18 protein-coding genes, 2 pseudogenes and 1 riboswitch are annotated in these 18094 nt (G+C 61.8%); of the genes and pseudogenes, 11 read left to right on the top strand and 9 right to left on the bottom strand.

Going from position 1 to position 18094, the window contains the following annotated elements; genetic code table 11:
- Nucleotides 1-106: 106 nt before the first annotated feature.
- From A3M3_RS0115230 to A3M3_RS25420, 3 genes are all read right to left on the bottom strand, one after another.
- Complete coding sequence (locus tag A3M3_RS0115230) at nt 107-571, bottom strand: hypothetical protein (protein WP_028267031.1); 465 nt, start codon at nt 569-571, stop codon at nt 107-109.
- A gap of 330 nt (nt 572-901) precedes the next feature.
- Nucleotides 902-1099 carry a hypothetical protein gene (locus A3M3_RS0115220; RefSeq protein WP_028267038.1) on the bottom strand — a complete coding sequence of 66 codons (198 nt, stop codon included), beginning with the start codon at nt 1097-1099 and terminating at the stop codon, nt 902-904.
- Between the two features lie 17 nt (nt 1100-1116).
- Nucleotides 1117-2457, bottom strand: coding sequence for an NRAMP family divalent metal transporter (locus A3M3_RS25420; protein ID WP_197023258.1), 1341 nt, complete (start codon nt 2455-2457; stop codon nt 1117-1119).
- Between the two features lie 351 nt (nt 2458-2808).
- Nucleotides 2809-2980, top strand: a riboswitch (M-box (ykoK) riboswitch).
- Nucleotides 2981-3230: 250 nt separating this feature from the next.
- On the opposite strand from A3M3_RS25420, the gene A3M3_RS0115210 reads away from it, so the two are divergent.
- Together A3M3_RS0115210 and A3M3_RS25415 are read left to right on the top strand one after the other, a co-directional pair.
- Nucleotides 3231-4904 (top strand): Nramp family divalent metal transporter, encoded by a 1674-nt coding sequence (locus tag A3M3_RS0115210; protein WP_081736827.1) that lies wholly within the window; start codon nt 3231-3233, stop codon nt 4902-4904.
- A 63-nt stretch (nt 4905-4967) separates the two neighbouring features.
- A complete protein-coding gene (locus A3M3_RS25415) occupies nt 4968-6266 on the top strand; it encodes a magnesium transporter MgtE N-terminal domain-containing protein (RefSeq protein ID WP_051423218.1) in 1299 nt (432 codons plus the stop codon).
- Between the two features lie 286 nt (nt 6267-6552).
- Here the strand turns inward: A3M3_RS25415 and A3M3_RS27040 are convergent.
- Nucleotides 6553-7322, bottom strand: a pseudogene (locus tag A3M3_RS27040) (MIP/aquaporin family protein).
- 371 nt (nt 7323-7693) lie between these two features.
- On the opposite strand from A3M3_RS27040, the gene A3M3_RS0115195 reads away from it, so the two are divergent.
- Together A3M3_RS0115195 and A3M3_RS28995 are read left to right on the top strand one after the other, a co-directional pair.
- Nucleotides 7694-8350: a DUF1345 domain-containing protein gene (locus A3M3_RS0115195; RefSeq protein ID WP_028267036.1), complete on the top strand. Its 657-nt coding sequence runs from the start codon at nt 7694-7696 to the stop codon at nt 8348-8350.
- Nucleotides 8351-8530: 180 nt separating this feature from the next.
- Nucleotides 8531-9026, top strand: a pseudogene (locus A3M3_RS28995) (VIT1/CCC1 transporter family protein); the annotation flags it as partial.
- Nucleotides 9027-9605: 579 nt separating this feature from the next.
- Here A3M3_RS28995 and A3M3_RS28140 read toward each other — a convergent pair.
- Nucleotides 9606-9806 (bottom strand): hypothetical protein, encoded by a 201-nt coding sequence (locus A3M3_RS28140; RefSeq protein ID WP_155854392.1) that lies wholly within the window; start codon nt 9804-9806, stop codon nt 9606-9608.
- Between the two features lie 16 nt (nt 9807-9822).
- Between A3M3_RS28140 and A3M3_RS28135 the strand changes: the two genes are divergently transcribed.
- Both A3M3_RS28135 and A3M3_RS0115170 read left to right on the top strand, forming a co-directional pair.
- The gene (locus A3M3_RS28135) at nt 9823-10368 is read left to right on the top strand and encodes a hypothetical protein (protein ID WP_155854391.1); all 546 of its coding nucleotides are present in this window, start codon (nt 9823-9825) and stop codon (nt 10366-10368) included.
- Nucleotides 10369-11088: 720 nt separating this feature from the next.
- Nucleotides 11089-11382 carry a hypothetical protein gene (locus tag A3M3_RS0115170; protein ID WP_155854390.1) on the top strand — a complete coding sequence of 98 codons (294 nt, stop codon included), beginning with the start codon at nt 11089-11091 and terminating at the stop codon, nt 11380-11382.
- Nucleotides 11383-11427: 45 nt separating this feature from the next.
- Here the strand turns inward: A3M3_RS0115170 and A3M3_RS0115165 are convergent, their stop codons facing one another.
- Nucleotides 11428-11892, bottom strand: coding sequence for a hypothetical protein (locus tag A3M3_RS0115165; protein WP_028267031.1), 465 nt, complete (start codon nt 11890-11892; stop codon nt 11428-11430).
- Between the two features lie 578 nt (nt 11893-12470).
- Entirely contained in the window at nt 12471-13151 is a 681-nt protein-coding gene (locus A3M3_RS0115160) for a hypothetical protein (protein ID WP_028267030.1), read from the bottom strand.
- Nucleotides 13152-13777: 626 nt separating this feature from the next.
- Between A3M3_RS0115160 and A3M3_RS0115155 the strand changes: the two genes are divergently transcribed.
- From A3M3_RS0115155 to A3M3_RS0115135, 5 genes are all read left to right on the top strand, one after another.
- A complete protein-coding gene (locus A3M3_RS0115155) occupies nt 13778-13987 on the top strand; it encodes a hypothetical protein (protein ID WP_028267029.1) in 210 nt (69 codons plus the stop codon).
- 112 nt (nt 13988-14099) lie between these two features.
- Nucleotides 14100-14549, top strand: coding sequence for a pyridoxamine 5'-phosphate oxidase family protein (locus tag A3M3_RS0115150; RefSeq protein WP_028267028.1), 450 nt, complete (start codon nt 14100-14102; stop codon nt 14547-14549).
- A 121-nt stretch (nt 14550-14670) separates the two neighbouring features.
- Nucleotides 14671-15093, top strand: a complete 423-nt coding sequence (locus tag A3M3_RS0115145; protein ID WP_028267027.1) for an Hsp20/alpha crystallin family protein — start codon at nt 14671-14673, stop codon at nt 15091-15093.
- Nucleotides 15094-15244: 151 nt separating this feature from the next.
- Nucleotides 15245-15688 (top strand): universal stress protein, encoded by a 444-nt coding sequence (locus A3M3_RS0115140; RefSeq protein WP_028267026.1) that lies wholly within the window; start codon nt 15245-15247, stop codon nt 15686-15688.
- A gap of 69 nt (nt 15689-15757) precedes the next feature.
- On the top strand, nt 15758-16201 hold the full coding sequence (locus A3M3_RS0115135) for a pyridoxamine 5'-phosphate oxidase family protein (protein WP_028267025.1): 444 nt from the start codon (nt 15758-15760) through the stop codon (nt 16199-16201).
- A gap of 103 nt (nt 16202-16304) precedes the next feature.
- Here the strand turns inward: A3M3_RS0115135 and A3M3_RS25400 are convergent, their stop codons facing one another.
- Nucleotides 16305-16628 (bottom strand): DUF3040 domain-containing protein, encoded by a 324-nt coding sequence (locus A3M3_RS25400; RefSeq protein ID WP_051423216.1) that lies wholly within the window; start codon nt 16626-16628, stop codon nt 16305-16307.
- Nucleotides 16629-16660: 32 nt separating this feature from the next.
- A complete protein-coding gene (locus tag A3M3_RS0115125; protein ID WP_028267024.1) occupies nt 16661-18046 on the bottom strand; it encodes an MBL fold metallo-hydrolase RNA specificity domain-containing protein in 1386 nt (461 codons plus the stop codon).
- Nucleotides 18047-18094 lie beyond the last annotated feature (48 nt).

The raw sequence follows: 18094 nt of genomic DNA, 5'->3' as shown, positions 1-18094 counted from the left end.
CTTATGGGCAATTGAAGCCAGAACACACTGATGCAAAATTCGCCAACTACCCGTCGACGACGCATTTACCCCTATTGCCAGTATCCTGGCCACCGGTTTTCAGGCTTCAGTACTCGCCCTTGATCACGAAATAGGAGCCGCGGATAACTCCTGCGAGCTTCGATTTTTGGCGTGCGAACTTGAAACGTGATGCCAGTTCCTCCGGAATCTCCATGCCGTCGGCGAGTTTGAATCCGACCGCCCGTTTCCCGCCGTCCTCGATGCTGTACATGACGTTGATCGACAGCCCCGATTCGTAGAACACATAAGCCATCCGCAAGCCGTCCACTTCGAAGGCGGTCGCCTCGAGGGGACGTGAGCCGATGACGATGTCTCGCTCGTCCTTCAGGATCCGGCTCACCCGCTCGACTACTTCCGGAACCTCGCTCGCAGGGCTCACAGTGAACACGTGACCGTACTTGTTCCGGTAGTAACGGCCCTCGTTGGCGCGCAACCCGGCAAGCGCATCGGCAACCGGAGAAGACTCCAGACCGGCAGTGGACACGTTCTGGAAGTCAACAACGTACGGCATGCACCCTCCTGATTAGATGTGTTGGACCAACGATAACGTGACTACGTGCTTCACAGACGCCCGACTGCCCTTGTGGCTCACAGCTGCGTCGGCCGCCCGGCAGTTAGCTTCAAATGGGAATCATGCCGGGGTCCCGTCCAGGAATCCTTACGTTCGGTCTTGCTCCCGTGAGCTCCACTACGAGGCTCTTCGCAAGCCGGTGGGCGGAGAGCAAGGACAGCTTTTCGGAGATTGCCCCGGCCCTGAGCCGGTTCACCAACGGCAACCCGTTGCGCACCGGTCCTTTGTATTCCACGGGTCGGCGGGACTTCAACCTGCTTGGTTTGTTCTCTACTGGGTGAGCTGGACGATAAAGGTGTAGGTGACCAGGATGGCCAGCATTACGACGAAAATCCGTAGCGCCCACAGTGCTCTGCGGGTGCCGGGGCTCAGCTCGGCCGGGGCGACCGGGAGGGACTTTGCGGTGGACAGCTGGCCCGGTTCAAGAACCGCGGCCGGGTCCTCGCTGTGGTCCTTAAAGTGCTTCATCGAGGTTCCTTATCAGGTTAGGCCGGGATGAGGTGGATGGTCTGGAGGAAGGAGATGATTCCGTAGGCGGCCGCACAGAGGGCAATGAAAACGATCACCAGGGTCCCGAGAATATTTGTCACGCGCCTGTTCGCCCATTTGCCCATCAGCTCACTGTCATTGGCCAGCATCATCAGGAAGAGCAGCGTGACCGGCAGAAGGACGGTGGCCAGCACATTCGCGTTCAGTGCAATGGCCAGCAGCGGTGCACCAGGGATCAGGATCACTGCCGCCGAGATCAGGGCCGTAGTGACGTTGACCCCGTAGAAGAGCGCCGCGCCGCGGTGGGAGCTGTTAAAGCTGGCCGGGACCCCGATGCATTCCCCGGCGGCGTACGCGGTGCTGGCCGAGATGGTCAGGATCGCTACCGCCCCGGCTTCGATCAGGCCCAGGGCGAAGAGGATGCCTACCGGTGTTCCCGCCACGGCGCTGAGGGCGGCAGGGAACCCTGCCCCGGCAAGGCCCTGGATAGCTTCGCCACCATGGGTGAACAGTACCGCGCCGGCGATGAGGGCCGCGCAGCCAAAGACCGCGGCCAGTCCCGCCCCGACCGCCGTATCCAGACGGCCGTGTTTGAGGTCATGGTGGGTTATTCCTTTATCTGCGGAGGCGCTCTGCTGGAAGAAAATCATCCAGGGTGTGACGGTCGCCCCGATGGTTGCGGTCAGTAGAAGGAGAAGCGTTGTGAGCCCGCCGGCGGGTAAGGGTGACCAGGTGGCGAACGCTTCGCCGATGGCGCCCGGATCCGGGTGGACCATTATCGCAGCGACCAGGAACAGGCCGTTGAACATGGCCAGTCCCAAAACTATCCGCTCCCAGCGCCGGTACCGTCCCCCGGTCAGGGTGAGGACCACCAGAAGAACCCCCAGACCGGCAGCGACCGGCGCTCCCAGACCGAAGAATGCCAGACCGACACGGATGGCGACGAACTCGGAAACCAGGGTAACCAGATTGGTGAGCACGAGGTCCACTGCTCCGAACCATCCCCAGAGACGGCCGTAGCGTTGCAGGACGAGTTCTCCGTACCCGCGGTGCGTCACGGCGCCGACCCGCATCGCCATTTCCTGGCAGATGTAGGCCATCGCGAAAAGGACAACGATGAAGGGCAGGAAGAACCCGGTGCCGTAGCTGGCCCCGTCCGCGGCGTAGGAGACCATGCTCGGTCCGTCGTTTTCCCCCAGCATGGCCAGTAGCCCCGGACCGGTCAGCAACCACACCAGATGGTGCCGCTTGCCGGACCGCCGTGCCCGGCTGACCCGTGCCCGGTCAGAGGACCGGGCAACATCCTCCCGTGCCAGGGACGGACCGTTGGTATCCAAGACGGTTACCATCCGGCCCGGCGGACCGAAACGGGCGCGCAACGGACACACCCTGCCGCTGACCAGACACCGACCGCGGGATGCGACACAGCAAATAAGGGATTCCTCATGAGAGAATTATGGCACTCCTAAATATTTGGAACGCGGGAGAGGCCCGCCGCGGTACCCACCCGGGCGATCGATGGCATGACGTCCGAGGCCCGACAGAGGGTGCGCTTTTCTTGTCCAACGGGTGAATTCAGTCACATCGTCTAGACCGTGTGCGCGGCGAAAGGCATGTTTTTAAGCCACGGAACAAACGGGGAAAGCGGTTTGTCAAGAGTTGGCCTGTGCTCTACCATCGGAGTGCAAGGTGCCGTTCGTTAGCTGAGGCTCCTTCGCGGAAACATGCCAGCGACCCCCAACGTCGAGAGACGCCCCGGGTCAGGACAGGCCGCCCCGGCATTAAGGGGTGGCCCCGATTGGCTCCCGGAACGCCGGGTTCACGCCGCGAAGTGCCAAAGGTCTTACGAGGAGGGGCAACCGCCGGGTGGGATGCCCGGCCTCCTCCCTGGCTGTGCAGAGCGCCGATTGGAGGTGGTCACCGTATGAGTGATGATCATAAACGATCCAACGGTGCCGCCTCGGCGCGGCACTGAATCCAGCTTCTGACGCGGCTTGAGCCCGCGCCTGGTTCCCCCCACTAGTCGCCCGCGACTCCACCCGGCTGCCACGAGGGCAGTGCACTCCGCATGCCACGGGTGGATGTCTTCATGTCCCGGGAAGGACACCCCATGCCCACGAGCACCCCCACGAGCATCCCCACGGGTCCGCAGCCCACAGTGCCTGCGGCACACAAAGCACCGGCATCCCTTGATAGCGCGCACATCGGCGACATCAAGGGCGCCTTCGGCACCATCAAGATGGATCAGGAAGGTTCCGGCAGCGGTTGGAAGGCCAAACTGAAGACTCTCCTGGCCGTCGTCGGTCCCGGCCTCATCGTGATGGTCGGAGACAACGACGCCGGAGCGTTCGGCACCTACACTCAGGCCGGCCAGAACTACGGCACGTCCCTCCTGTGGACGCTCCTGCTGCTGGTTCCTGTTCTCTATGTCAACCAGGAAATGGTGCTCAGGCTCGGCGTCGTCACAGGCGTTGGGCACGCACGCCTCATTCTGGAACGGTTCGGCAAGTTCTGGGGCGCGTTCAGCGTGATCGACTTGTTCATCTTGAACGCTCTGACTATCGTGACGGAATTTATCGGTATCAGCCTCGGCCTTGACTATCTGGGCATCCCGAAAGTCGTCGGCGTTCTCGTAGCGGCCGCCGTCATCATCGGGGCAGCTTCCACGGGGTCCTTCAAGCGTTTCGAACGTGTCTGCATGATCCTCGTGGCAGGGTCCCTGTTGCTGGTTCCGATCATCGTGATGGTGCACCCGGGCCTGGGCCAGATGGCTCATGACTTCGTGGTGCCCGGTGTTCCTGCTGGTTCGGATCTGTCAACAGTCACGCTGCTCATCATCGGAATCGTCGGCACCACCATTGCGCCCTGGCAGCTGTTCTTCCAGCAGTCCTACTTGATTGACAAGCGCATCACTCCGCGTTTCATCAACTACGAAAAGGCTGATCTTTGGATCGGTATCGCCATCGTCATTGTCGGCGCGGGGGCGATCATGGGATTCACAACCGCGACGTTCGCCGGCCAGCCTGAGTTTGGAAACTTCACCGACGCCGGAGGCGTGGCTGAGGGCCTGGGCAAGTATGTTGGAAAGACCGCCGGCGTGCTCTTCGCCGTCGCGCTGATTGATGCTTCGATCATCGGCGCCGCCGCCGTTGGTCTGTCCACTTCGTATGCGCTCGGTGATGTCCTTGGTCTGAAACACTCTCTGCACCGCAAGTTCTCCGATGCCAAGGGTTTCTACGCTGTCTTCGCCGGCATCCTGCTGATCTCGGCCATCGTCGTTCTGATTCCGGGAGCGCCACTTGGCCTGCTCACCGTCGGGGTCCAGGTGCTTGCCGGTGTGCTGCTGCCGTCCGCCACCGTGTTCCTGCTGTTGCTGTGTAACGACAAGCAAGTGCTCGGGCCATGGGTCAATGGCAAATTCCTGAACATTTTCACCGCGTTCATCATTGGGATCCTCGTGATCCTTTCCCTGGTCCTGACTTCCAGCGTGCTGTTCCCGGACATGACAGGAGGAACCATTGTCGCGATTATCTTCATCGGCGCAGGTGCATGCCTGCTCGGCTGCATCGCCTACGTGATCTATCGTGCCTTCCGTCCCGGTCCCGCCCGCGAGGCCGTCAGCCACTCCGAGCGCCGCGAATGGAGGATGCCCCCGTTGACGCTACTCGAGGCACCGAAAGTGTCCACAGCGCGCAGGGCCGGGCTCACGGTCCTGCGCGCCTACCTCCTCATCGCGATGATCCTGGTCATTGTCCGTGTGGTTCAGCTGGCTATTGGCGGCTGAACGCCCAAGGCGTAGATTCCACAACAGGCCCGTCAATCCCCTTCTCCCGAAAGGCTCCCACCGATGAGCACCAGCGGCACTTCCAGCGCACCGCGCTTCATGCTTTCAACCCTCCTGCGCCAGCCCGTCCTCGACTCCAACGGCAACCAGATCGGCGTCCTTGCCGACGTGATCGTCCGTCTTCGCGACGGGGTCTACCCCACACTCAGCGGTCTGGTCGTCAGTGTGGGCAACACCCAGATCTTCACGACAGTCGAGGACGTGGCAGGCATCGAGGCTGACGGCGTCCGGCTGCGCACCACCAAGCTGGACCTGCGCCCCTTCAGCCGGCGCGAAGGCGAAGTCCTGCTCCAGGAAGACGTCCTCGGACACCGGCTCATCGACATCGAACGCACCATCATGGTCAAGGCCTACGACATCGAACTCACCCAGAACGCAGACACTTGGGAGGCCACCGGACTCGACGTCCACAAGCCCCGGTGGTTCCGGACCGAGCGCAGCCACAAACCCCACGCCTCCCGCGACTGGAACCAGTTCCTGCCCCTCATCGGCCACAAGGACTCCAGCAAGGTGCGCTCGGATTCTGCACGCTTCCGCAAGATGAAGCCGGCCCAGATCGCTGACCTCATTGAAGACTCCTCTGACAAAGAACAGCACGAACTCCTGGCACAGGTACATAAGGATCCCGAGCTTGAGGCGGATGTCTTTGAAGAGCTCGATGACGACCGCCAGTCGCGGATCTTGAAGGACCGCAGTGACCAGGAAGTCGCGGACGTATTGGCCCACATGCGCGCCGACGATGCCGCAGATGCTGTCATGGACCTGCCCCAGGAACGTCGCAAAGCGATCCTTGCCCTCCTGCCGCCAACCCAGCACGCCAAAGTCATGGCGCTCCTTGGCTACCATGACGCAACGGCCGGCGGACTGATGGGAACCGACTACACGGCCCTTCCCTCAACCACCACCGTCGCGGAGGCGATCAACAGTGTCCGAACTGCCACCGCCCAACAGCCGGAAGCACTGACAACTATCTATTCCCTCCACCCGGACGGAACACTCGCAGGCGTCATCGGCCTGGTCCAGGCTCTGCAATCCAGCCCGAGCAAGACCCTTGGCGAGGTGGCCGACCCCGAACCTGTCAGCGCACAACCCGGCGATGACATCATCGAAGTTACCACCACGATGGCCGACTTCAACCTGCTCACCCTCCCCGTACTGGATGCCGAACGCCGGATTCTCGGCGTTATCACCGTTGACGACGCCCTCGAAGCGGCGATCCCGGACGACTGGGCCCGCCGCGAACACAACCGCGCAGCTACCGGCAGCAACCACGTCGAGTCCGAAACACGCACCGGCCACTAGGAAACAAAGCACCCGATCGCTGAACCCCACAACGAGCCACCGTCGTCGCTGTATGAGCAACTCCTGGAACGTGACCTGGAGCTCAGGGTCCGCCGTCGCAGGATTGTCCTCGTCGCCGCTCTGGCCGTGGCGGCACTCGTCCTTGGTGCCGTCGTGTATGTGGGTGGTACCGCGCTGAGTTTCAACGCAAACCTCGACCGTTCGGGCGCTTTGAACGGCCAGGATGTCCCGAAGTTGAGCAAGGAAACCTACGGCTACGGGTTCGACGCCGCGAGAACTTCCCTGATCAACGCCGGTAAAGCCGATGATGACGCCACATACCAAGCAGCTCGCGACGCCAGACGCAGCAAGCAACCTCGCTGGCCGGAGGAAACATTTCCTTCCCGACTCTGCCGATCACGGGCTTCGGCATCTCCCCGGCAACGCAACCCGCGACCGGTGCAAGCACCACCGCCCCGTCGGCGGCGGCCTGGCCGCCCCGGCCCCGCAGGACACGCGCTATGGCCGCTGCGAGGACGGAGCCAGCGACCGGGCCGGTGGCGTAGATCCAGGATCGGCTGAAATCTCCAGTGGTCAGGTCAGGACCGAACGACCTGATCGGGTCCATTGACGCTCCGCTGACGGGGCCTCCCCACAGGCCGGCCATGACGATGTACGCGGCGATCCCGAATGCAGACAGCGCGCCCACGTTCTGCGCCCCGGAGGCAACGGCGAGGACGGTGCCGACGAGCCCCGCGGTCAGCAGGACTTGCACGGTGAATGCCTGAAAGTCGGTGAATTCCGGGCCTGGAACCTTCATTCCGTCCTTGCCGTTGTGGCCAAACTCGGCCAGGAGCGTGGCGGAGGCGAGCATGGCTCCGGCAGCCTGGGCGAGTACATAGCCAGGACTCTTGGGCACGGAAAGTCCCGACGCAGTGCGAACGCCAAGGTCACGACGGGGTTCAGATGAGCCCCGGAAACGGGGCCGACGAAGAGAACGACGGCGATGATCGTCAACGCCGGCGTCATCGTGATGGCCGTGTGCCCGAGGCCTCCGTGCGTGGCGGTGTTTACCACGTCTGCGCCGGCCGCGGCCAACACCAGAAGGTAAGTTCCCGAGGAACTCACCGAAAAGCCGGCGCGATTGGTTGCCGGGCTTGTTGAAGGCCCGGATCATGCGATGGTCCTTGTGGTTCGTCCAGCCATTTCACTACCGGTTTGCGGTGTTCCGTGCCTTTGGAAGGTGAGCTTTGTTTGGTCATGATGCTCCTTCTGGTCCGCTGGTGAGGACTTCCGGTGTTGCCGGTGGTCCGGATTATCCTCGCCACCGCCGGAAACGGCCAGCAGAACCTGCCATCGTGCTACGACGGCCGCCGCGGTCCCGAAGGGCGGCGGCGGCACAGAGCAGGCACACCTTCATATCGAGGTCGGAGTGTCATGATCAGGCCATGAGCATTTCTACTTTCAAACCTCCTGTCCACCGCTCGGGCATCCACCTGACCGCCATGGCTGGCGTGGGGCTGGCCGTAGCGCTTGCGGTCGGGAATTTCATGTCCTGGGCCTATGCCCCCGCGCTGGGATGGGCGACCGCGTCACTGACCTACCTAATCTGGGTCTGGTCTGTCATCGGGACCCTGGATGCTGCCGGCACCGAAGCCCACGCCCGCGCCAGGGGTGAGGATCCCGGCCGTGTTGTTTCAGACCTGCTGGTGCTCGCGGCCACCATCGGCAGCTTCGGCGGGGTCGCCCTGATCCTGCTGGAGGCCGGATCAGCCCAAGGCGGGTTGAAGGCGGCCATCATTGCCCTGGCACTGGGCAGCGTCACGTTGTCCTGGCTCCTAGTGCAAACGCTCTTCACGCTACGGTACGCAACCATTTACTACAGGGAAGCCGATGGTGTGGACTTCAACGAGAAGAAGCCGCCCCGGTACATGGATTTTGCCTACCTTTCCTTCACCATCGGCATGACCTTCCAGGTCTCGGACACAAACCTTACAACGGACCAGATCCGCTATACGGCCCTCCGCCAGGCATTGCTCTCCTACGTTCTGGGCGCCATCGTGCTTGCAACGGTCATAAACCTCGTCTCAGGGCTCGTTCACTGACCCAACCCCGGCACATGTTCATGGCCCGGGATTCCCCGTGTATACCCAACGGGGTAACCACGACACGGCCGAGGCAGGTCCGGGTTGGTCGCCGTGGTTGACTTCGGACACGTCAAACGAGGAGAGGCCGTCCGACCCGCCGCGGCAGCATGCGGATGAACCCCATGCCCCGAAGGTGGCCTGGCCGGAACGCTGAACTGGCTTCGGGCCGGGGTGCTGGGCTCGAACGACGGGATCGTTTCCGTGGCCGCGATCGTCGTGGGTGTCGCCAGGGCCACTCCGGTGACTGCCCCGGTTCTCACTGCCGGCGTCGCGGTCCTCGTGGGCGGTGCCATTTCGATGGCGCTGGGAGAATACGTATCGGTCAGTAGCCAGCGTGCCATGATCGACAAGGAAAAAACCGAGCTCACGGACAATCCGGAGGCTGAGCTGGCTGAGCTTTGACGAAGTGGTCAGTCCCTGGAATGCTGCCATGGCATCGGCGGTCGCCTTCACCGCGGGAGGAGTGCTGCCGCTGGCGGCCATCCTGTTGTCCCCCCAGCAGCTGCGGGTGCCGCTGACGTTCGCCGTGGTCCTGCTCGCCCTGGCCTTTACCGGAGTCCTGGGCGCGAAGCACGGCGGCAGCCGTCCGGCCCGGGCCACTGTCCGCGTCGTCGTAGGGGGTGCCCTTGCACTTAAGCAACTGGATTCGCAGTCGTGGCTGAGGGTACTGGGATCAGAACTGGTAATCCTGGAGGCGGGGCAGGAAATTCGCGGTGCGGTTCCGGATGCACACGGCCAGCTGGACACCCCCGACGTCGGGATCCTCGAAAGCGGGCAGCACCTCGGTCAGGGCGTCTTCCGGACGCCGACCGTCTGCGTCCGTGACGCAGACGGTGGCCTTGTTCGGGTCCACCCTCTGGTCCGCTACGTGACATACCGGGCCGCCGTTGGCTTGCCGGGCACCGGCTCGAACGGGCTTTCCATACGTGAAATGGCGCTGATAGCCCAGCGTTGTCTTGTCCCGCCGAAGCTGCTTGATGCCCATCCCGACGTTCAGAATGCGGGAGAACAAAGCGGTGGCCTGCCCGGCTCGTGGAGAGCGGTGCCCGCGGCGGGGGTACGCGCGTGCCCTCCGGCAGCGGGGCCAGAGGGCACGCAGTCCGAGAGAACTTACCCGCGGTCGACGATTATTCCACCGTGCCGACCGACGGCCTGAGGCTTCCTGGACGTTGTTCAGTCCCGTGAGGGCCTGCGCTTGCTAAGCTGCACCGTGTTAGATTCCGGCGACGACACGCCGACGACGGTTCAGGGCCACTGCGGCTCCCGCACCGGCGATAACGACTCCGGCACCGAGGCCGACCGTCGGGTCAACCATCGGGACCGCCGCCACTGGCGGTGTCGAGTACTGCAAATTTGTCGTACCGCCACTGATAATGGAGGCACCCGAAGAGTCCTGTTCTGCGCTGTTGGTCATAACGAACGCACCGTCAGTGAAAGTCGTGTTTCCTGGTGCGGTGGGGTCGACGGTTACAGAAGTAGTGAATTTAACGCCGCTTAGCTTGTTGTTTCCAGCCGCTGGAATGGTGATCTTCCCACTGCACTTCATGGTTTTATTGCCGTTCGACAAGGTGCAATTTGTGAATACCGGGGCGGAGGCGTTGGACTGCACCCCCTGGACAAAATTGCTACCCCACACTTGGGTGGTGCTGAAGGTCGAATTTGATGGCGCGGTAAGAGTGAGCGCTACGGTACCTGTCTCATCGGTGCCCCATTCGTTCAAAATCGTAGCTCCGACGTCACCCGTTGCTCCTGGCGCAATCGTGTTTGCAGCATTGACCGTGGGGGCTGTAGTCGAGGCATTGGCACCTACAGTTCCCATCACCATGAGGGCTGAAACCGCAAGGGTGGTTGCGGCAATCTTGCTTGTCATTCTCGGTTTGGTTCTCATTGTTTCCTCCTTAGGTTTTGGTGCGTTGAACATCGACACTTTTGGCCTATTCGGTCCCTGTTTCGTTCGAGATCATGCTTCCGAGTAGTTCGATGCCGAAGCTGACTTGCCCAGGGCGCTTTCAGCCAGCCGTGTCCACTTCAGTGATTCCCCATAGTGATTCCCCGTCTCGGGATTCACTGATGCATAGCGGCGAGGGGCCCGAGTGTGACGGTATTCCGAAAACTTTCTTTCGTTTCCCCGGCGACGGTTTCCTGCGGCAGCTTTGGGGAGGAAGTGTGCCCTCCGGGAGGGGCCGAAGGGCACACGGGACAGGAGGTCGTCCGCCGTCCACGATTACTCAACCGCGCGGATCGGCGCGCTGGATGCTTCCTGGACATTTGCTGAGTCCCTTAGTTTCCGGCGCCAGCACGCCGACGCCGGTTCGGGACAATTACCGGCGCCCTGTCCCGCAACGAGGCCGACCAGCGGATCAACCATCGGGCGCCGGTATGGTCACGGCAATGGCGGGGCAGGTCATCACCTTCACGGCCTGGGTTCTGAACGACACAGACTCCCGCTCCGCAGCATCCACCTGGTCACTCGTTCATTGACGAACGCCGGGATGGAGCCATTGATCTACGCCACCTGCCCCAGACCGGAAGAACGTCGTTTGGCGGGCATGCTCCCGGGGCGGCAGCAGCATGGAGGGGAGCTCGTCAGCGCAATCGGGTCGAGGCCACGGCATCATCAGGAGAAGTTCTCTGGGACGAATGCGACGCACTCGTTCCCGTCGTCGCCCGGGAAGTCCGGCGATGGTGAGAAGGCCTTGAGCGAGGCATCTCGCGAGATGGTGACTTTGATTGGCGTGGTGCGGCTGTCCGTGCTGTTCACGCTTTGGGCCAAGGACGTAGAATTTGAGGCCACCACGGCGAAGCCACGCGGCTTCGCCGTGAATGCCGACCCCTTAGCGACGGCTCAAGCCGAACTCCACGAAGAAATGGGCGTCGCCGGGGAACTTTCCCTTATCGGAACCTTCACGTCCGACTCAGGAGTCCAGGAGACCCGGGTGACGGTCGTCCTTGCAGACGTACCTGATACTGCCGGAACCATCCATCGATGATGCATTTACCCCTGTTGCCAGTATCCTGCCACCGGTTTTCAGGCTTCAGTACTCGCCTTTGATCACGAAATAGGAGCCGCGGATAACTCCTGCGAGCTTCGATTTTTGGCGTGCGAACTTGAAACGTGATGCCAGTTCCTCCGGAATCTCCATGCCGTCGGCGAGTTTGAATCCGACCGCCCGTTTCCCGCCGTCCTCGATGCTGTACATGACGTTGATCGACAGCCCCGATTCGTAGAACACATAAGCCATCCGCAAGCCGTCCACTTCGAAGGCGGTCGCCTCGAGGGGACGTGAGCCGATGACGATGTCTCGCTCGTCCTTCAGGATCCGGCTCACCCGCTCGACTACTTCCGGAACCTCGCTCGCAGGGCTCACAGTGAACACGTGACCGTACTTGTTCCGGTAGTAACGGCCCTCGTTGGCGCGCAACCCGGCAAGCGCATCGGCAACCGGAGAAGACTCCAGACCGGCAGTGGACACGTTCTGGAAGTCAACAACGTACGGCATGCACCCTCCTGATTAGATGTGTTGGACCAACGATAACGTGACTACGTGCTTCACAGGCGCCCGACTGCACGACGGCCCGGACCCTTCATGGGGCGAATGGTCCATCCGGGTCGATGAACGCGATAGCGACCCGCCGGTGTTGCACCAGTCGATCAGTGTCGGGGCCGTGAATTCCGGTCCGTCGTCGTAGCTGGGGTTCCGGTTTCGGCGATGATGGTTGTTCATTCCATGTCCGCCGGCAGCGACTGGATTCGGTAGCCGAGAGTGCGACGACAATCGTCGCCAAAGCGCTGGTTATCGACCAGAACGCGGCCATAGCGTGACCGTCGAGATTGGTAACTGGGATTGGTGATTGAGTCCTCCCTCCTCGGGAGAACCAAGCGGTGGCCTGCCCGGCTCGTGGACGGCCGTGCCTTCGGCTGGGGACACGCGTGCCCTCCGGCATCGGGGCCGGAGGGCACGCAGTCCAAGAGAACTTACCCCCGGTCCACGATTACTCCACCGTGCCGACCGGCGGCCTGAGGCTTCCTGGGCGTTTGTTCAGTCCCGTGGAGCCCTGCGCTTGCTATGCTGCAACGTCAGATTCCGGCGACGACACGCCGACGACGGTTCAGGGCCACTGCGGCTCCCGCACCGGCGATAACGACTCCGGCACCGAGACCGACCATCGGGTCAACCATCGGGACCGCCTCCACCGGGACCGCCGCGATCGCGTCCGCCGCCACTGGCGGCGTCTTGTACTGCAGACTTGTCCGGCCGCCACTGATCTCGCTGCCGGAACTGTTGTTGAGGCTGTTGGTCATATTGAAATCACCGTCAGTGAAAGTAGTGCCTGCTGGTGCATTGGGGTCGACCGCAATAGGAGTGGTAAATTTCATGCCACTGTACTTGCCGTTTCCAGCAGCCGGAATGGTGAGGGCCGCCTTGCACGTCATGGTCTTCCAGTCGTTCGACCGGGTGCAATTTGTGAATTCAGTCCTGGATCCGGTGTCCTGTGCACCCTGAATAAAATCGCTGCCCCACACTTGGTTGAGGGGGAAGGTCGAATGTGATGGCGCGGTAAGAAAAAGGGTTAAGTTACCGGTCGCATCAGTTCCCCACTTGTTCAAAATCGTAGCTCCGACGTCACCCGTTGTACCTGGCGCAATCGTGTTTGCGGCATTAGGCATGGGGGCCTCAGTCGAGGCGTTTGCGCCCACAGTTCCCATCAACATGAGGGCTGCAATTCCAAGAGTGGTTGTGGCGATCTTGCTTGTCATTTTCAGTTTGGTTCTCATTTTTCCCCATCAGTTATTCGTGCGTTGAACATCGAAATCTTTGGTCTATTCGGTCCCTGTTCATTCGGGATCATGCTTCCGAGTAGTTCGATGCCGAAGCCGTCTTGCCCAGGGGGCGCTTTCAGCCAGCCCTGTCCCGCTTCTGTGATTCCCAATTCCGGGATTCACTAATGCATAGCGGGGGGCCCCCCGAGTGTGATGGGATTCCGGGAACATTCTTCCGTTTCCCCAGCGGTTCCTGGACCTTGACGAGTCCTCTCTCTTCCGGCGACGGCACACCGACGACGGTTCAGGACCACTGCGGCTCGCCTACCCGCGACGCCGGGGACTACGTTCCCAGACTCGGTTCCCAGGTTCGCGGCCGAGTTCACTGCAACTTGCGGAGAGAACCGGATGCAATCGCCGGCATTCCAGTTTCCATGGGAGGTCCGAAGGTTGCAGCTGAGTGTGGGTCCGCCGCCACCCACCGTGCATCCGTTCAGAACAATGGATAGCCCTCGTGTAAATGTCGTCCCGCCCCCGGCGTACGACACCGGAACCGTGGACTGGGCAGGGAACGTGATACCGGCCGGCAACACGGCCACGAGGGATTCGCTGCCACTCCTGCCGTGGATGAGTCCCCCGGCAGACTCATCCAGCTGGGTGTCGACGGGACAAAACTCGCCCAGCCCCTGGTCGACACTGACGACTTTCGCGTCGAAGGGCCGATGACCCCGTCGGAACTAGCCGCCGAGCTCATTACCTCCCGGGCGGGGACGACAAGAATGACAATGCTCCTGCGCGGCTTGCTGCTCCACGTGGAGCGCAGCTCGCGGTAGCCGCGACCAGCTCCCTGCCGTCGAATCTCCATGGGTCCTGTCACTTCGTCACACTGGATACCGTCGGCGGTTCCTCTACTGCCGCTTGGCCCGGATCTGTAGGCTCAGCCTTATGGAGAATTTAGAGTCGAGGCCGGACACCGAAGTGCTCAGTGTCCATGATTGCTGGAAGTACCTCCGTTCTTCCTCCGTTGCTAGGGTGGCGGTCGTCAGTAGCGGCGACCCGGAGATCTTCCCGATCAACTACATACCCGACGAGGGAACAGTGATCTTCCGGACAGGCCCAGGTACCAAACTGAATGCAGTTCTGGCCGGTCAAAGAATCGTGCTTGAAGCCGACGGTCTGAACACCTACGGCACCATTGCATGGAGCGTCATCGTCAAGGGTCACGCCGAGATTGTCACGGAAGATGAAGAACTGCAGGAGACTCCAGCTATGGAACTCTCGCCGTGGGCGCCAGGCACCAAAGAACACCTGGTCCGGATAACGCCGGCGGAACTGAGTGGTCGCAGGTTCGTCATCAGCGCACCATCCCAGTGGTGGTTCCCACGGGACGCCTGACCTGACACTCCGGCCCCGGAAGTGACGGGACCAAAGCCTCTGGAGCCCCCTCCCGGGGATTCGCATTCTGGAAGGGTCAGACCGGTTCAGGCCTGACGGGATCCAAGCTTAGGAGGCAGTCATGACGGACTTAATCAGGTGGTTCGACACACGTCGCTCACCCATCGAAATGATCGAACGGCTCTTCGAAGGTGATGTGGCGGCAGCCGGAATCAGAGTCGAACAATTGGTTGAAGGCACTACCCTGGTGGTCCGCGCTGAACTGCCAGGGATCGATCCGGAGAAAGATGTCGAAATCACCCTTGGCGAAGGGTTCCTTGAAATACGTGCTGAACGGCAGGAGAAGAAGGAGGAAAAGGACAAAGGCAGCTATCGATCGGAATTCCGTTACGGCTCCTTTGTGCGCAGGATCCCTCTGCCCGACAGCGTCCAGCAGGACGATATCTCCGCATCATACAAGGACGGCGTCCTTGAGGTGCGCGCCCCGATTCCGGAGAAGGTCCAATCCTCGTCTGCTCGTAAGATCCCAATAACACGAGACTAGAAGACAGGGTCCAGCCGATCGGCCGCTCCGTGCCTCGTGTGGGTGCGGGTCCGCGAAGCGGGTCGCGGGTGTGTCTTTCGGCCCTATCGTCGCGGACAGCCACCGGTCACGCTAACGGAGTACGGAAAGACCCCCACCGCAGGAGGAGATTATGAGCAAGGAAGCATCCACAGCCAGAATCATTGTCGGTGTTGATGGCTCCGAAGCCTCACTCGAAGCACTGAGGCAGGCGCAGAACCTTGCAGTTCCGCTGGGCGCGCAAGTGGTAGCTACTGCTTACTGGGAGTTCCCGCAGGTCTATGGCGGCTATGTGGCCATGGGCATCGAAGACTTCGAAGAAAGCGCCGGGCAAGTCCTCAAGGAATCCCTGGAAAAAGTGTTCGGTCCGGACTTGCCGGACAACGTCGTCTCTCGCGTTGTCCGTGGTCACGCCCGGGAATCCCTTATTGAGGCTAGTCGGGAAGCGGACATGGTAGTCCTCGGCAGGCGTGGCCACGGAGGATTCGGCGGACTGCTGGTCGGATCGGTAAGTTCAGCCTGCGTTGCACACGCCCACTGCCCGGTCCTTGTTGTCCATGCTCCCGAGAAGAGTTGAAATACACGGGCCGCCTTTGTTCCCTTCGCCCCGTGCCTTGACCCGCTGAACCTGCCCCAAGGAGAACGAATGTCCCTTCCCAACATCGAACCAAGCCGCATTGACGGTACCCGGCACGTCACGGAGGAGCTCAGCGAGGAACGGTGCTGGGAGCTGCTGTGCTCTCAAGACACAGGCCGCTTCGGATTCAACTACAAGAACAGAGTGATGATCCTCCCCGTCAGCTATCTCGTCCACAACCGGGCGATCTACTTCCGCACCTCTGCTGCCGGAACCATCAGCGACGCAGTACCTCGGCTTAGTTCGTCGTTCGAGATTGATGAGGCACGGCCCGACCGAAGCGAGGGCTGGTCCGTTCTGGTGAGTGGGCCCTCCTCTCATGTGGAGGAACCGGAGCTGTTGACCTTTCTTTGGGGACAGATCATGGAAGAGCCTTGGGCCGGCGGGGCAAGGACTGATTTCATCCGGATGCATGCAGCCATCGTGACAGGTCGCCACGTATATCTCGCCTGACTCGGGGGCCTGACTCCGACGCCCAGCGTCCTCCTCGGACGGCGCGCAGGCTGCTGCGGCGCCGTTCTGAGACCCCCTGCCTCACCGATGGCCACCGTCCCAGCTACCCCATCTCCGCAGGCCCCATCGACGGGGAGTCACTCGGACGCCGTGGGAGCCTGAGGGAAGCGACGCGCATCGTTGCCAAGTAGGTGCCGACACCCATGATGGTGAACCCGACGATTCCCAAGGCCGGGGTGCGGGCTCCGACTCCGGTCAGCAGCACAATGAATCCGACGAGGGCGGTGAAGATACCGGAAGCCGTGTGCCGGGCTTTGGTCCGCAGGAGCGTCGCTCGCATCTTGGACGCAAATTTCGGGTCGTCGTGCTCCAGTTCCTGGGCGATCTGATCCAGTGCCTTCTTTTCATGCTCGGAGAGAGCCATCATCGGCCTCCTATGCCTGCCGGGATCTATTGGTGCTAGTGCGGATTGTCGAGCGAAATTGCTTCGAGGTATTCGGGGATCCGAGCGTTCCAGCCCAGTTCACGTTTGATGCGGCGACGCAAGGCCTCGGAGGCATCAGGTTCACCGTGGGTGATGTAAGTCATTTGCGGGGCTCGGGCCGCTGTGCGCATCCAACGGATGATCTCCTCGCCGTCGGCATGCGCGGAGAATCCTTCAATTTGTATTACTTCGGCCCGTATCGGGACGTCCTGCCCGTAGATTCTGAGTTCCTTCGCTCCGGCCGCCAGATCCGCGCCGCGGGTTCCCCCGGCTTGGTAGCCACTGAGGATGAGAGCGTTTTTCGGATCCGGACCATAGGCCTCAAGGTGGTGAAGGATTCGTCCGCCGGTGATCATGCCACTGGCGGAGATGATGATCATAGGGCCTCGCCTCAGGTTGAGAAGCTTGGAATCTTCGGCGGTACGTGTCATGGTGGCCAGCTTGTACATATCTTCGAACTCGTCAACGAGGAGGCGGTGTTCATCAGGGTGCTGCCGGTACATGTAGGAGGCGTCGATGGCCATCGGACTGTTGAGGTAGATCGGGATGTCCGGGATTAGCCCTTGGCGACGGAGCCGGGAGAGGTGGAGCATCAGGGTTTCTGCGCGGCCGACGGCGAACGCGGCAATCATGATGACTCCCCCGCGCTTGGCGACGCGGGAGACCACTGCGCCGAGCTCGGTCTCGGGGTTCTGCTCCGGATGGACCCGGTTTCCATACGTGGATTCGGTCACGAGGGTATCGGTGGCCTCGAGCTCGCGGGGTGGGAACATCAGGGGATCGGCGGCACGCCCCAGGTCTCCCGTGAAGTGCACGGAATGCCCATCAACGTTGATGTGGATCTGGGCAGCGCCAAGGATATGTCCGGCCGGGAGGAACGTGGCCTCGATGCCGTCTCCAAGATCAAGCGGGGCATCAAAATCCCGGGGCTCGAAGGCGTTCAAGGACCTGACCGCATCGGCTGCGGTGTAGACCGGAAGAGCCGGAATATGGACCGAGGAGCCTCGATGCTCGGCGTAACGGGCTTCCTCTTCCTGAAGATGACCGCTGTCCGGAAGCAGGAGCTTGCACAATTCGCTGGTCCCGTGAGTTGCGTAGATCGGACCGGTGAAACCGTCCCGGACAAGAGCCGGAACGTATCCGGTGTGGTCCAGGTGCGCGTGCGTAAGCAGCACGGCATCGATGGAACCGGGGGCAACGGGAAAGGGGCTCCTATTGCGGTCGCGGAGGCGTTTGTAGCCTTGGAAGAGGCCGCAGTCGACCAGGATCCGTGTGTCCCGGGATTCGAGGAGGTAGCGGGAACCGGTGACGGTGTCCGTCGCACCCAAGAACCGCAGGCGGGCGGGGTGGGTGCTGTTCATGCTGGCCTCCTCCCTGTCGGCAGTTCCGGGCATCCGGCGGTGGCCGGA

Origin of the sequence: Arthrobacter sp. MA-N2 (genome assembly GCF_000517125.1) — a bacterium.
Classification (GTDB): domain Bacteria; phylum Actinomycetota; class Actinomycetes; order Actinomycetales; family Micrococcaceae; genus Arthrobacter; species Arthrobacter methylotrophus.
This window is presented reverse-complemented; position numbering and strand designations above follow the sequence as displayed.

Coding starts and splice junctions, on each gene's coding strand:
- A3M3_RS0115125 (WP_028267024.1), bottom strand. CDS start 18,046: ATGAACAGCACCCACCCCGCCCGCCTGCGGTTCTTGGGTGCGACGGAC.
- A3M3_RS0115165 (WP_028267031.1), bottom strand. CDS start 11,892: ATGCCGTACGTTGTTGACTTCCAGAACGTGTCCACTGCCGGTCTGGAG.
- A3M3_RS25415 (WP_051423218.1), top strand. CDS start 4,968: ATGAGCACCAGCGGCACTTCCAGCGCACCGCGCTTCATGCTTTCAACC.
- A3M3_RS0115140 (WP_028267026.1), top strand. CDS start 15,245: ATGAGCAAGGAAGCATCCACAGCCAGAATCATTGTCGGTGTTGATGGC.
- A3M3_RS0115230 (WP_028267031.1), bottom strand. CDS start 571: ATGCCGTACGTTGTTGACTTCCAGAACGTGTCCACTGCCGGTCTGGAG.
- A3M3_RS0115195 (WP_028267036.1), top strand. CDS start 7,694: ATGAGCATTTCTACTTTCAAACCTCCTGTCCACCGCTCGGGCATCCAC.
- A3M3_RS0115220 (WP_028267038.1), bottom strand. CDS start 1,099: ATGAAGCACTTTAAGGACCACAGCGAGGACCCGGCCGCGGTTCTTGAA.
- A3M3_RS0115160 (WP_028267030.1), bottom strand. CDS start 13,151: ATGACAAGCAAGATCGCCACAACCACTCTTGGAATTGCAGCCCTCATG.
- A3M3_RS25400 (WP_051423216.1), bottom strand. CDS start 16,628: ATGATGGCTCTCTCCGAGCATGAAAAGAAGGCACTGGATCAGATCGCC.
- A3M3_RS0115135 (WP_028267025.1), top strand. CDS start 15,758: ATGTCCCTTCCCAACATCGAACCAAGCCGCATTGACGGTACCCGGCAC.
- A3M3_RS0115150 (WP_028267028.1), top strand. CDS start 14,100: ATGGAGAATTTAGAGTCGAGGCCGGACACCGAAGTGCTCAGTGTCCAT.
- A3M3_RS0115210 (WP_081736827.1), top strand. CDS start 3,231: ATGCCCACGAGCACCCCCACGAGCATCCCCACGGGTCCGCAGCCCACA.
- A3M3_RS0115145 (WP_028267027.1), top strand. CDS start 14,671: ATGACGGACTTAATCAGGTGGTTCGACACACGTCGCTCACCCATCGAA.
- A3M3_RS28140 (WP_155854392.1), bottom strand. CDS start 9,806: ATGACCAACAGCGCAGAACAGGACTCTTCGGGTGCCTCCATTATCAGT.